The organism is Nitrospirillum amazonense (assembly GCF_007828035.1).
GTDB classification, from domain to species: Bacteria; Pseudomonadota; Alphaproteobacteria; order Azospirillales; family Azospirillaceae; genus Nitrospirillum; species Nitrospirillum amazonense.
Genome location: NZ_VITV01000002.1, coordinates 704539 through 717911, shown reverse-complemented (window position 1 = coordinate 717911; position 13373 = coordinate 704539). Strand labels below are relative to the sequence as shown.

12 protein-coding genes are annotated in these 13373 nt (G+C 69.7%); 10 read left to right on the top strand and 2 right to left on the bottom strand.

All coding sequences use genetic code 11. The annotated features are described in order from the left end of the window. Positions 1-65: 65 nt before the first annotated feature. Complete coding sequence (locus FBZ87_RS07250; RefSeq protein ID WP_145609628.1) at positions 66-1184, bottom strand: hypothetical protein; 1119 nt, start codon at positions 1182-1184, stop codon at positions 66-68. Positions 1185-1245: 61 nt separating this feature from the next. After that, entirely contained in the window at positions 1246-1761 is a 516-nt protein-coding gene (locus tag FBZ87_RS07245) for a MarR family winged helix-turn-helix transcriptional regulator (protein ID WP_211106860.1), read from the bottom strand. An 88-nt stretch (positions 1762-1849) separates the two neighbouring features. Between FBZ87_RS07245 and FBZ87_RS07240 the strand changes: the two genes are divergently transcribed. The 10 genes from FBZ87_RS07240 (at position 1850) to FBZ87_RS07195 (ending at position 13355) form a co-directional block, all read left to right on the top strand. Beyond that, a complete protein-coding gene (locus FBZ87_RS07240; protein ID WP_145609627.1) occupies positions 1850-2989 on the top strand; it encodes a serine hydrolase domain-containing protein in 1140 nt (379 codons plus the stop codon). Positions 2990-3356: 367 nt separating this feature from the next. Beyond that, entirely contained in the window at positions 3357-5066 is a 1710-nt protein-coding gene (locus tag FBZ87_RS07235) for a DEAD/DEAH box helicase (RefSeq protein WP_246134279.1), read from the top strand. A gap of 82 nt (positions 5067-5148) precedes the next feature. Further along, complete coding sequence (locus FBZ87_RS07230; RefSeq protein ID WP_145609626.1) at positions 5149-6762, top strand: peptide chain release factor 3; 1614 nt, start codon at positions 5149-5151, stop codon at positions 6760-6762. 136 nt (positions 6763-6898) lie between these two features. Next, positions 6899-8299, top strand: coding sequence for a flavin monoamine oxidase family protein (locus FBZ87_RS07225; protein WP_145609625.1), 1401 nt, complete (start codon positions 6899-6901; stop codon positions 8297-8299). Then, positions 8296-8688 carry a VOC family protein gene (locus tag FBZ87_RS07220; protein WP_145609624.1) on the top strand — a complete coding sequence of 131 codons (393 nt, stop codon included), beginning with the start codon at positions 8296-8298 and terminating at the stop codon, positions 8686-8688. Before FBZ87_RS07225 ends, FBZ87_RS07220 begins: the two co-directional genes overlap by 4 nt. Before the next feature lie 170 nt (positions 8689-8858). Further along, a complete protein-coding gene (locus FBZ87_RS07215; protein ID WP_145609623.1) occupies positions 8859-9395 on the top strand; it encodes a flagellar basal body-associated FliL family protein in 537 nt (178 codons plus the stop codon). A gap of 228 nt (positions 9396-9623) precedes the next feature. Then, on the top strand, positions 9624-10703 hold the full coding sequence (fliM, locus tag FBZ87_RS07210; protein WP_004271642.1) for a flagellar motor switch protein FliM: 1080 nt from the start codon (positions 9624-9626) through the stop codon (positions 10701-10703). Further along, positions 10700-11647: a DUF6468 domain-containing protein gene (locus FBZ87_RS07205; protein ID WP_145609622.1), complete on the top strand. Its 948-nt coding sequence runs from the start codon at positions 10700-10702 to the stop codon at positions 11645-11647. The genes fliM and FBZ87_RS07205 overlap by 4 nt, the downstream gene beginning before the upstream one ends. Before the next feature lie 179 nt (positions 11648-11826). Continuing rightward, positions 11827-12609 carry a MotE family protein gene (locus FBZ87_RS07200; RefSeq protein WP_145609621.1) on the top strand — a complete coding sequence of 261 codons (783 nt, stop codon included), beginning with the start codon at positions 11827-11829 and terminating at the stop codon, positions 12607-12609. A gap of 83 nt (positions 12610-12692) precedes the next feature. Further along, positions 12693-13355 carry a protein phosphatase CheZ gene (locus tag FBZ87_RS07195; protein WP_145609620.1) on the top strand — a complete coding sequence of 221 codons (663 nt, stop codon included), beginning with the start codon at positions 12693-12695 and terminating at the stop codon, positions 13353-13355. Positions 13356-13373: the final 18 nt, after the last annotated feature.

The following is a 13373-nucleotide window of genomic DNA, read 5'->3' as shown; positions in this document are numbered from 1 at the left end:
CGCCAAGCTGGACCCTGCGCGCCACCGGGGTCAACCGGCATGGGCGCAGGCGTGGCCCGCGATTTCTACCGGCCGCCGCCGGTATCGGGACCGGTGTCGGGCCCCCCCGCCGGCAGGGCGGCCGGCCGCGCCTCTTGCGTCGTCAGTTCTAGGCCCCGGGTGCCCAGCCGCGCCTCCAGCCAGCGGGCATCCGTCGCCAAGTCGGGCAGCAGGCGGCAAGCTTCCTTCGCCATTGGCGGCGCACCGGGACGCAGATGCACGATCTCCATGGCGGCGGCATCGCGGAAGCGGTCCAGTGCCGGCGTCAGGGTGTCCCTGGCGCTGCTGCCGGGACGCAAGCGGGCCAGGTGGGCGCGCCAGCCGGTGATGGGGGCGCCGGGGCCGCGTGTCAGCACCAAGGCTGCGCGGCAGCCGCGCAACCGGTCCAGCCGCTCCGCCAGCATATCCGGGTCGGCGGCGGCATCCAGCGCCAGCACGCCCAGGCGGTTCAGCGTCAGGCCCTGCACTAGGTCGTCGGCACCGGCCCAGGCGTTCTCTGCCTTGTCCTCCGCCCCCAGCCCTTGGGCCAGCAGGCGGTGCAAGGCGCGGGGGCCCGCCGCCCTGCCATGATGCGTCCCCGGGCCGGTCCAGGCCGCCAGGTGGGGCACGCTGGCCATCAGGGCGCGGCGTTCCGCCTGGGCGGGGCCGGCCAGCGTGCCGTCCGGCGCCAGGCCGCGCGGCACCAGGCCACTGAGCACGAACAGGTGGAACGGCTGCGTCCGATGGCGGGACAGCAGGGCCGACCAGGCGGAGGGGCCTGAGGGGGAGAAGGCAAACGGGGCGTCGTCCCCGGCATCGGCCAGCGCCACGCGCGGCGGCACCGCCATGCCGGGCACGGCGAAGGACCAGGGCCTGCCGAGGTCCAGGAAGCCGTAGTCCGCCCGCCCATCCTGCGCACCCCGGGGCACGGCGAAGTCGTAGCGCCAGGCGGCGCCCTTGCCCTCGGGCAGCTTCCCCAGCCAGCGGGGCGGCACGGGCAGGCCCACGCCGCCGACCGTCAAGTCTGGCGGCTCATCCTCCCCGTCCGTGACGATCACGGCGCTGATGCGCCAGCGGTCGCCCTGGCCACCCCGGGCCAGCAGCAAGGGCCCCAGCAGCAACGCGGGCTGGGCGGGCCGTCGGGGGATGGAGGCGCGGCGTTTCATGGCGGCGGACCATGGACGACGGGGCCGGGCCGGCGCAAGAGTGTAGCGGCTCCCCTATGTCTTATGCCGTCTCCCCGGCCAGATGATCCAGGACCCGCTGGTAGAGGCTGCGGCGGGCCAGCGCGTCCTCCAGCCGGTCGAGGGCCGCGGTCACGGCCTGCGCTTCGGCATCCAGGTCCAGCGCCGCCGCCTCCAGCGCCCGCCACAAGGGACGCAGCCGTTCCACCAGCGCCGTCCCCGCCGGAGTCAGGGCTAGGCGCCGGCGGCGCGCGTCATCCGGATCGGCGGTGGTCTGGGCCAGGCCGGCCTTCTCCAATGAGGCGCGCGTCTGGCTGACGGAGACGTGGGTGATGCGCAGGCGGCTGGCCAGCTCCCCCACCGTCAGGGGGCCGTTCAGCACCAGCTGGTTCAGCACGCCGAACCAGCGCTGCTCGAACGTGACGCCCAAGGCGTCGTAGGTACGGGTGGCGTCGCCGTCTATCGTTTCTGACAGGCGCCGCAAGCGGGCGCCCAGCGCCGCGCCGCCCAGGCGGCGGGAATAATCCTCCGGCGGTGTGATCTCATCGGATGGGGGCACGGGCGACAGGTTCCTTGACAAATATGTAGGCACCTACAGATTATAGGCGGATCGAACCGGGGTGTCCAGAATCAGGGGAGGGGTAAGTATGAAACCGACGCGCCGTCATGTGATCGCCGCGGCCGCGGGGGCCCTGATGGCACGCCCGGCATGGGCCCAAATCCCCGTCCACCTGGACCACGACATCCGCATCACCCTGGCCCAGGCCGGCATTCCGGGGGCGGCGGTGGGCTATGCCCGGGAGGGGCGGGTACGCTTCGTCCGCGGCTACGGTTATGCCGACGTGGCCCGCCGCCGGCCGGTGACGCCGGACACGGTGTTCGCCATCGCCTCCATCACCAAGACCATCACGGCGGCGGCCATCCTGCGCCTGGCGGGGCAGGGGCGCCTGACCCTTGATGACCCGGTGGCGGCCCATCTCGACTTTCCCGTGGTGAACCCGCACCACCCCGATGCCGTCATCACGCTGCGCCACTTGCTGACCCACACCTCCGGCATTTCGGACGAAAAGTACTACGCGGTGGATTTCCGGCACCGGGGCGGCGACACGCCGCTGGCGCTGCGCGACATGCTGGTGGGCTACCTGATGCCGGGCGGCACTTATTATGATGCGAACGGCTGCTACGCCGCCGCCCCGGGGGAGGCCTGGGACTATTCCAATGTCGGTTTCGCCCTGCTGGGTTATGTCGCCGGCCGCGTCGGCGGCTTCGACGCCCGCATGGCCATACGCCAGTTCCTGATGGCACCCTTGGGCCTGCACCACAGCTATTGGACCTTGGGCGAGGTGCCGCCCGTCCTGGCCGCCACACCGTATGAGGATAGCAAGCCCGTTGCCACCATGGGCTTCCCCGACTGGTCGGCCGGCATGCTGCAATCCTCCGCCGCCGATTTCACCCGCTACATCGCCGCCTGCGCCAACGATGGCGCGGCGGAGGGCGCGCGCGTGCTGCCGGCCGGCACGATGGCGCAGATGCTGACGCGCCAGCCGGCACCGAACCTGCCCGGCTGGCTGAGCGGCCAGGGCCTGGGCTGGATGATGGGACCCCTGGACGGCGCGGACCGGTGGGAGCACTGGGGCGGGGCGGAGGGCATCTTCACCGTTGCCTATCTGGATCCCGGGCGCCGCCAGGGTGTCACCATCCTGACCAACGCCACCGCGACGGACGCCGCCAAGGCCGCGGTGAAAAAGGTGGCGGCGCGTTTGCTGCGAGAGGGACCGGATTTATAAGGGGCGACCCTGTGCGTCTGGCGCCACGCTGCGTTGCGTTGCGGCATGTCACGGAATCCTTGGCTTTTGTCGGCCGCCCCCGTATGGTCCGCCTCGCCTGAGTGGCCGAGGGGCCCCCTGGCGCATGGTTATGGTCGTCTCCGCTTTCCAGGGGGCGACGCCAGCGCCGCTTCCATAGCCCCGCTTCTTTCGGGGTTGTGATTGCCGGATAGGTCCGGCTTTCCACACGTTCCGACGTTGCGCCGCTCTTTCGTTGGCTGGTGCCGCCTGCCGTTTGTTCGGCGGGCGCGGTGCCGGCTTGTTTGTTCGCGTGCCTTTCCCGGGCGGGAGGGGCGCGGCGCTGTTTTGCTATGTGAAGGAAAGTCCCTTGGATTTGCCCGTTGCCGCCAATACCGAAGTGACCGAAACCGAAATCCTCGACACCGTCGAGCTGGACGCCGCCAATGACGGCCGCGCCACTTTCGCCGACCTGGGCCTGGCCCCCGCCCTGACCAAGGCGCTGGAAGAAGTCGGCTACCAGTACCCCACCCCCATCCAGGAGCGGGCCATCCCCGTCGCCCTGGCTGGCCGCGACCTGATCGCGTCCGCCAACACCGGTACCGGCAAGACCGCGGCCTTCGTGCTGCCGGCGCTGCACCGCATGGCCACCACCCCGCGCCCGCTGAGCGCCGAGGGCCTGCAGACCTTCGGGCCCCGCCTGCTGGTGCTGACCCCCACGCGTGAGCTGGCGACCCAGGTGATGGACGCCGTCCGCGGCTATTCCAAGTACAGCCGCATCCACACCCTGGCCATCCTGGGCGGCATGCCCTACCGCCAGCAGCTGGAGATGCTGCGCCGCCGGGTCGACCTGGTGGTCGCCACCCCCGGCCGCCTGATCGACCATCTGGAGCGCGGGCGCCTGGATCTCTCCACCGTCGAGATGCTGGTGCTGGACGAGGCCGACCGCATGCTGGACATGGGCTTCCTGGAGCCCGTGGAGATGATCGCCAACGCCTGCCCGGAAAACCGCCAGACCCTGCTGTTCACCGCCACGGTGGACAAGGCCATGGTGCGCCTGGCCGGCAACCTGCTGAAGAACCCGGAGCGCGTTGACGTTGCCGGCGGCAGCGTCAACGTCAGCGCCATCGAGCAGCGCTTCCTGCGGGCCGACGGCCTGGAGCATAAGGAAAAGTTGCTGGCCCACCTGGTGGCCGACCCGTCCATGAACAAGGGCATCGTCTTCGCCGCCACCAAGCGCGACGCCGACCGCCTGGCCGACAGCCTGTCGGAAATGGGCTATGCCGCCGCCCCCCTGCACGGCGACATGCGCCAGCAGGAGCGTAACCGCACCGTCCAGGCCCTGCGCAACGGTCGTGTCCGCCTGCTGGTGGCCACCGACGTGGCCGCCCGCGGCATCGACGTGCCGGACGTGACCCACGTCATCAACTTCGACCTGCCGCGCCAGGCCGAGGACTATGTGCACCGCATCGGCCGTACCGGCCGCGCCGGCAACACCGGCAATGCCTTCAGCCTGTACACCCGTCATGAGTGGGGCCTGGTGCGTGGCATCGAGGGCTACACCCAGACCCGCGCCGTTGAGCACGTCATCCCGGGCCTGGAGCCGCGTGAGCTGCCCAAGCGTCCGGCCGGCGGTCCCGGCGGCACCCCCGGTGGCCGCCCGCGCAAGTCGTTCGGCGGCCATGGTGGCGGTTTCAAGCAGGGTGGCTTCAAGCAGGGCGGCTTCGGTGGCGACCGGAAGCCGGAAGGTGGCTTCCGCGCCGAGAGCCCCCGGGGCGAGGGCCCGCGCGGTGAGCGCGGCGATCGTCCGGAAGGCGGCTTCAAGAAGTTCGGCGGCCCCCGTGACGGTCATCCCCGTTCCGAAGGCCCGCATCGCGGCGAAGGCCATCGGCAGGACCGCCCGGCCCGCGCCCATGGCGCCGGCCACGGCGGCGGCAATGGTGGCGGTTACCACCCGCTGGACGGCGCCAAGCCGGCCCGCGATGGGGCCCGCAAGCATAACAACGGACCGCGCCCGGCCCGGGTGCAGGGTGACGGCGGGACGGGGGGCTTGCGTCGCCCGCGTTCTTCCGCCAATTAAGTCCCGCGTTTGATGACGGGGCCGTCCAGCACCGGACGGCCCCGTTTTCGCCTTTTAAGACTTCAGCCTTACGTTTGGTCCCATGAGCGCGCTCCCCCAGGAAGTCCATAACCGTCGGACGTTCGCCATCATCGCGCACCCCGACGCCGGCAAGACCACGCTGACGGAAAAGCTGCTGCTGTTCGGCGGCGCCATCCAGATGGCGGGCGCGGTCAAGGCGCGCGGCGAGCAGCGGCGCGCCCGGTCGGACTGGATGAAGGTGGAGCGGGAGCGTGGCATCTCCGTCACCGCGTCGGTGATGAACTTCGATTATGCCGACCGCACCTTCAACCTGGTGGACACGCCGGGCCACGAAGACTTTTCCGAAGACACCTACCGCACGCTGACGGCCGTGGACAGCGCGGTCATGGTCATCGACGCCGCCAAGGGCATCGAGGCGCAGACCCGCAAGCTGTTCGAGGTCTGCCGCCTGCGCAACGTGCCCATCATCACCTTCGTCAACAAGATGGACCGCGAGGCCCGCGACCCCTTCGACCTGATGGACGAGGTGGAGCGCGACCTGCAGCTGGAGGTGACGCCCGGTTCCTGGCCCATCGGTTCCGGCCCTGACTTCCGCGGCTGCTATGACCTGATCCGCGACCGGCTGGTCCTGCTGGACCGCCGCCAAGGCGACGTCGCCAGCGAGGGCATCCAGTGCGACGGCCTGGACGATCCCAAGCTGGATGAGCTGCTGCCCGCCGACCAGGTGGCCAAGCTGCGCGAGGACGTGGCCATGGTGCGGGAACTGTGCCCGCCCTTCGACCTGGAAACCTATCGCGAAGGCCACCAGACCCCGGTGTTCTTCGGCAGCGCCATCAATAACTTCGGCGTGCGCGAGCTGCTGCTGGGCCTGGCGGCCTACGCGCCGTCGCCACGGCCGCAGCAGGCCGACAGCCGCACGGTGCAGCCGGAGGAGCCCAAGGTCACCGGCTTCGTGTTCAAGGTCCAGGCCAACATGGACCCCAACCACCGCGATCGCATCGCCTTCTTCCGCCTGTGCTCCGGCCATTTCCGCCGGGGCGTGAAGCTGAAGCACATGCGCTCGGGCAAGCTGCTGGCGGTCAACAACGCTGTGCTGTTCCTGGCCCGCGACCGGGAACTGGCGGAGGACGCCTATCCCGGCGACATCATCGGCATTCCCAACCACGGCACGCTGCGCATCGGCGACACGCTGACCGAGGGCGAGGACCTGCGCTACACCGGCGTGCCCAGCTTCGCGCCTGAACTGCTGCAGCGGGTGAAGCTGGACGACCCCATGAAGATGAAGCACCTGCGCAAGGCGCTGGAGCATTTCGCGGAGGAGGGCGCCAGCCAGGTGTTCAAGCCGCTGATCGGTGCCGACTGGGTGGTGGGCGTCGTCGGTCCGCTGCAGTTCGAGGTGCTGGCCGCCCGCATCGATGCCGAATACGACATCAAGGCCAAGTTCGAATCATGCGGTTATGATTCGGCCCGCTGGATCGAATGCGATGACCCGGTGGTGCTGAAGTCCTTCCTGGACAGCAACCGCTCCGCCCTGGCGGAGGATCACGACGGGGCCCTGGTCTTCCTGGCGCGCAACAGCTGGCAGCTGAACCGCGCGCAGGAGGATTATCCCAAGATCCGCTTCCAGAAGACGCGTGAGCAGAACCGCGCCGTCACCACCTCCGCCCTGGGCTAATGGCGGCTTCCCGCGCTTGAGGACGAAGCCCTTATCCTGAAAGGACGAAATGGCGCATCCGCCGGATGGCGCGGTGACAGGGCCGCTTCCTGGGCGGTATCATCCCCGCCGAAGATGGTAAGTCGGAAGGCGTGACATGTCGGGTTCTTCCCGATCACCGGGTTTCTTGGCAGGCGCCGGGCTGTCGCGGCGCGGCCTGGTTGGCGGACTGGCGTTGGCGCCCTTGCTGACGGGCGGCCTGCCCGGCTTGGCGGGGGCGGTGGCCAGCCGTCCGGCACCTATCCGTCCCGGCCGCACGGTCGTGGTCATCGGGGCCGGCCTGGCCGGACTGGCGGCTGCCGGCACCCTGCGGCAGGCCGGGGCCGAGGTCACCGTGCTGGAGGCCCGCACCCGTGTGGGCGGCAGGGCCTGGACGGAGTCCAAGCCCTTCGGTTTCCCTTACGATATCGGCTGCGGCTCGCTGGAAGCCACGGCCGACAATCCCCTGCGCCGCCTGCTGGATGAGCGCGGCATGGAAACAGTGCCGGACGACGGCGCCGACGACCTGCTGTTCTTCGACGCCAAGGAGGCCGACGCCGACACCGATGCGGCGGCCGCCGACGCCATCGACCGGCTGGAGCGGGCGGTGAAGGAGGCCGGCCGCGCCCAGGTCGACCGCTCGGCCGCCGAACTGGTGCCTGACCTGGGGAACCTGGGCCAGCTGGCCACCGCCCTGGTGGGGCCCCTGGACTTCGGCGTCGAGCTGAAGGACCTGTCCAGCCTGGACGCCGCGCGCCGACCGGATGCGGAGGCGGCGCTGTGGTTCCCGCGTGGCATCGGCACCGCCGTCGCCAGCCTCGCCAAGGACATGGCGCGCGACGTCAAGATCACCCTGTCCAGTCCCGTCAGCCGCATCGACTGGTCGGGCAGCGGTGTGCGGGTCACCACGCCCAAGGGCGTAGTCAGCGCCGATGCCGCCATCATCACCGTGCCCATTTCGGTGCTGGCCTCGGGCGGCGTCACCTTCGACCCGCCCTTGCCGGAGGGCGTGCGCACCGCGTTCGACGGCCTGACCACCGGCTTGGTCAACCGCATCGCGCTGGGCTACAAGCCCGACAGCCTGGATTGCGACCCCTTCACCGCCCTGGACCAGGTGCGCGGCGACGGCCGTGTGCTGGATCTGTGCCTGCGCCCCTTCGGCCGGGAATTGGCCATCGCCACGGTGGGCGGCGACCTGGCCCGCCAGCTGGAAACGGCCAAGGATCAGGAGGCGGTGGACCTGGTGCGCGACGCCGTGGCCGACGTCTTCGGATCGCTCACCCGCCGGCAGGCCACCGCCTGGCACGTCAGCCGGTGGGGCGCCGACCCCTATTCCCTGGGCGCCATGACCGCGGCCAAGCCGGGCCATGCCGAGGCGCGCCGCATCCTGTCGGAGCCTGTGGGCGACCGGCTGTGCTTCGCCGGCGAGGCCTGTTCGCTCACCTGGCCCGGCTGGCTGCCCGGCGCCTATGAGACGGGCGTGGCCGCCGCCCAGCGCGTGCTGGCGCTGCCATCATGACCGCGCGCGCCATCCTGAACGGCATGGCGCCATTCTTCATCGTGCGGGATGTGGTGGCGTCGGCGGCGTTCTACCGCGACGCGCTGGGGTTCACGGTCATGCACATGTCCCCGCAAGAGGCGCCCTTCTTCGCCATCGTCGTGCGGGATGGCGCCATGCTGTTCCTGAAGTCGGTGGAGGTGGAACCGGTGCCCAACCCCGCACGGGCGGCCAACGCGCGCTGGGACTCGTACGTCAATACCGACGAACCGGACGTGCTCGCCGCTGAATTCCTGGGGCGCGGCGCCGTCTTTTCCGTACCGCTGCAGGACACGGGGGACGGCCTGCGCGGCTTTGAACTGAGGGATCCCGACGGCTATACCCTGTTTTTCGGCCGTCCCCTCAGCTGAGGGGGGAGCGAGGCGGGGCGCCTTCCCCCGATTTTGTTGGCCCGATTTTGTTGAAAGGAAGGGTTAACGCCTTCATGATTATATGAACCTGCCCCGTACTGGGGCGGGATGGTGGGCCCTACCCGAACGGCGTTCGAACGGGGCCCGGTGCACGAGCGTTGCGGGGTAGCATGACGGCCATCGAAACGGATGGTGGGGGCGAACAGGAACTGCCGCGAAAGAAATTCAGCGGCAAGAAGATCGTCATGTTCGTGGTGGTGCCGCTGCTGCTCATCGCACTCATCGCCGGTGGCCTGATCTTCAGCGGCCTGCTGGACGGGTTGCTGGGCAAGAAGAAGGCGGAGGAGGTGGAGGAAAAGCCCGCCGCCGCGGAGGAGGCGTTCGATCCCAAGGCGCCTCCGGTGTTCTTCCCGCTGGGCGAATTGCTGATCAACCTGCAGACAAATGAGCGCCGCCCGGCCTTCCTGAAGCTGAAGATCCAGCTGGAGATCTACAAGGAAGAGGACAGGCCCAAGCTGACCCTGGCCACCCCGCGCATCGTCGATACCTTCCAGACCTATCTGCGGGAACTGCGGTTGGATGATCTCAAGGGATCGGCCGGCATTTACCGCCTGCGCGAGGAGTTGCTGCAGCGGGTGAACGCGGCGGCCGCCCCGGTGCGGGTGAGGGACGTGCTGTTTGAGGAAATTCTGGTACAATCACAGTGAGATGAGATGGGGCCTTAAACGGCCTTGTCATCGTTTGGGTGATTGGGTTTGGGTGATTGGGTTTGGGGGCGCCTGCTTGCTGGCATGGATATTGCCGCCCCGCCGATTGTAATATGGCCTGGTACGTGCATGTTTCTGAACATTCGGCGCCCCGCCCGGTTTCCTGATGGGTGGTTCTTGGGGGGCCGGGGGCCCGCATGCGCGTTTTGGACGCTGGAGCGCTGACCGATGCCGGATCCGCAGGAGCTGAGTGAAGAGGAACGCATGGCCGCCGAATGGGCGGCCTTGGCGGACGAGGGCGCCGGCGACAGTGGCTTTGGCGACATGGGCGGCGGGGCCACCCGCGTCCTGAACCAGGACGAAATCGACAGCCTGCTGGGCTTCGACAAGGACGGCGCCGGCGACGGCGACAATTCCGGCATCATGGCGCTGGTCAACTCGGCGCTGGTGAACTACGAACGCCTTCCCATGCTGGAGGTGGTGTTCGACCGCCTGGTCCGCATGATGTCGACCTCCCTGCGCAACTTCACCTCCGACAACGTGGAAGTCAGCCTGGACCAGATTTCCTCGGTCCGTTTCGGCGACTATCTCAATTCCATTCCGCTGCCCGCCATGCTGGCCGTCTGCAAGGCGGAGGAATGGGACAACTATGGCCTGATGGTCATCGATTCGGCGCTGATCTACTCCATCGTCGACGTGCTGTTGGGCGGCCGGCGCGGCACGGCGGCCATGCGCATCGAGGGCCGCCCCTACACCACCATCGAGCGCAACCTGGTGGAGCGCATGGTGCACGTGGTGCTGTCCGACCTGTCGGCCGCCTTCGACCCCCTGTCGCCCGTCACCTTCCGTTTCGACCGGCTGGAAACCAACCCGCGTTTCGCCACCATCGCCCGCCAGGCCAACGCCGCCGTGCTGGTGAAGCTGCGCATCGACATGGAGGATCGCGGCGGCCGCCTGGAACTGCTGATCCCCTACGCCACCCTGGAACCCGTGCGCGAACTGCTGCTGCAGATGTTCATGGGTGAAAAGTTCGGCCGCGACAGCATCTGGGAAACCCACTTGGCCAGCGAGCTGTGGATGACCGACGTGCACCTGTCGGCGGTGCTGGATGAGATCACGCTGTCGCTCTACGACGTGCTGAACTGGAAGGTGGGGTCGCGCGTGCTGCTGAACGTGGCGCCGGACGACACCATCGAGCTGCGGTGCGGTGACGTGCCCATGTTCCTGGGCCGCATGGGGCGCAAGGGCGGCAACATCGCGGTCCGCATCGACCGCGAGGCGCCCAAGCCGGAGACCGCGCCGACATGAGCCTGACCATCCTGCTTTCCCTGGCCTTGGATGTGGTGGTCGGCGGCCTGTTGGTCGCCACCATCGTTTACGCCCTGCGCCTGAACCGCCAGATCGCCCAGCTGCGCGACAGCCGGGGCGAGATGGAGGCCCTGGTGCGGGAGTTCAGCGAGGCCACCGCCCAGGCCGATGCCGGCGTGAAGGGCATGCGCAAGGCCGCCGCCGAGTCCGGCGAGGCGCTGCAGTACCTGATCGGCCGCGCCGACAAGATGCGGGAAGAGCTGGAGCAGATGACCCAGGCGGCCGATGCCCTGGCCGCGCGCCTTGAGGGCGCCGCCGGGCGTGCCCGCGCCAACGCCGCGCCACCGGAGCCGGCGCGCGACAGCCGGCCGGAGCCTCGCGACCTGCCCCGGGCGGAAGCCCTGCGCGGCAGCGTCGCCAGTGGCGGCATGGCCAGTGGCGGGATGGTAGGCGGCGTGAACGGCCACCGGTCCGAGGCGCCGCGCGCCGGTGTCCGAGCAGACGGCGTCCGCCCAGATGGCATCCGCCCCGATCCGCGCCCGCTGCCGGCACGGCTGGAGGGCGAGCGTGGCGGTCAGGAACGGCTCGCTGAACGCTCCATCGCCGAACGCCAGTTGGCCGAACGGATGGCGGCGGAACGCCAGATCGCCGAGCGGCAAATGGCCGAGCGCCTCGCGGGGGAACGGGCTGCTGGCGACCCATTGAATGGCGGGCGCGTGCCCGAACGCGCCTCCCGGCCCGAGCGGCCGGGCGACCGCTATGACAACGACGCCGGCCTGGACGACAACCGCCCCGCGCCGCGCCCGGCGCCCGCGCGCCTGCCGGCACCGGGAGCCGCCGCCGGGGGCGAGGCCGCTGGTGGCCAGGCGGGCGGCACCCTGCCCGAGGCCCGCTCGCGCGCGGAGCGTGAATTGCTCCAGGCCTTGGAGAACATGCGTCAATGACGGCTGAACCTTCGGCTCCCCGGCAAGGCCGGCCAACAGCCGCCCTCGGGACAACGCCTGGGGCACCCCTCACCGGGGCCGTCCCCAAGGCCGTCGCCCCCCAGGTGCCCCGGACCCAGCGTCCGGTGCCGGCAGGCGCGCGCCCGGCGGGAACGCGCGCCACTGCGGGCAAGGGCCGCGTGGCCAGGAAGGACGAGGCCCCCAAGGTTCCGCTGTGGCGGCGCCTGCGCGTGCGCCTGCTGCCGGCCACGATCTTCGCCGCCGTGCTGCTGCTGGGGGCGCGGGCGGGGGACATGTGGTGGACGCTGACCGTGGGCGCCGCCCCGCCCGACGTGCCGGCCGCCAAGGCGCAGAGCCCGGCACCGGAGAAGCCCGCCTCGCAAACGCCTTCTGGCCAGACACCCGCTGCCCAGGCAACCGCTGCCGCCCCGGCGAAGCCGGCGGAAGCACCGGCCGCCAAGCCTGCCGAGGGCGCCGCAAAAGGGGACGCCAAGGCGGAGGGCGGCAAGCCCGAGCCTTCCGGCAGCCCCACCGACGGCCAGACTTTCACGCCCAAGGACGTGGAGCTGCTGCAGCGCCTGGCGGAACGGCGCGAGGCCCTGGACAGCCGCGAGCGCGACCTGGACCAGCGCGAGGCCATGCTGCAGGTGGCGACCCAGCGGCTGGACCAGAAACTGGCGGAGATGCAGGCGCTGAAAAAGCAGCTGGACGGCCTGGTCAACCAGGTCAACGCCGACCAGGCGCAGCAGCTGGACAGCCTGGTGAAGATTTACGAGACGATGAAGCCGGCCGAGGCCGCCCGCATCTTCGAGGCCATGGACGACAAGGTGCTGCTGAACGTGATCAGCCGTATGAAGGAGGCCAAGGCCGCCCCGGTGCTGGCCGCCATGACACCCAAGCGCGCGGAGCAGGTGACCACCATGCTGGCTGACCGCAAACGACTGCCCAGCGTGCCGCAATGAGCGCGCTCGCCAACCGCACCAAACCCCAACCCAGCCGCCACCAGGCCTGATAACCGGCCCCATTTGACGAGACGAGAGCCGCCATGATCCGCCCCGCCGCCGACCCGATCCTTCAGGACCGGCTGGATGCCGCCCGCTCCCAGGCCCGCCAGCCGCTGTCGCGGGAAGAGGTCGCCCAGATCGTCTCCACCGTGGTCGCCTCCATGGGCGGCGACGTGACCCAGCACGACATCAAGCTTTATGGCGAGCTTGAGGGCCTGGCCCGCTTCATCCACAACGCCAAGAAGGAAATCGCGGCGCTGCAGCCCAGCGACATCCACGCCGAACACATTCCCCGCGCCACGGATGAGCTGGACGCCGTGGTGGGCGCCACGGAGGATGCCACCAACCGTATCATGGACGCCTGCGACCAGCTGATGGGCATGGCCGGCGATGTGACGCCGGAGGTGTCGTCCAAGATGATGGACATCACCACCGGCATCTATGAGGCCTGCAACTTCCAGGACATCACCGGCCAGCGCATCACCAAGGTGGTGAAGGCGCTGAAGCATATCGAGGCCAAGGTGGAGGCCATGCTGGTGGCCTTCGGCGAAGACGTGCAGCGCCGTCACCCCGACGGTCCGCCCGCCGCCGACACGCCGGCCGGCGGCGCATCCGACGATGACTTCCTGTTGCATGGGCCCCAGCTGCCCGGCCGGGCCATCGACCAGGATGAGATCGATCGCCTGCTGGCGAGCTTCGACTAAGTCTTCAGAGGGGATGGG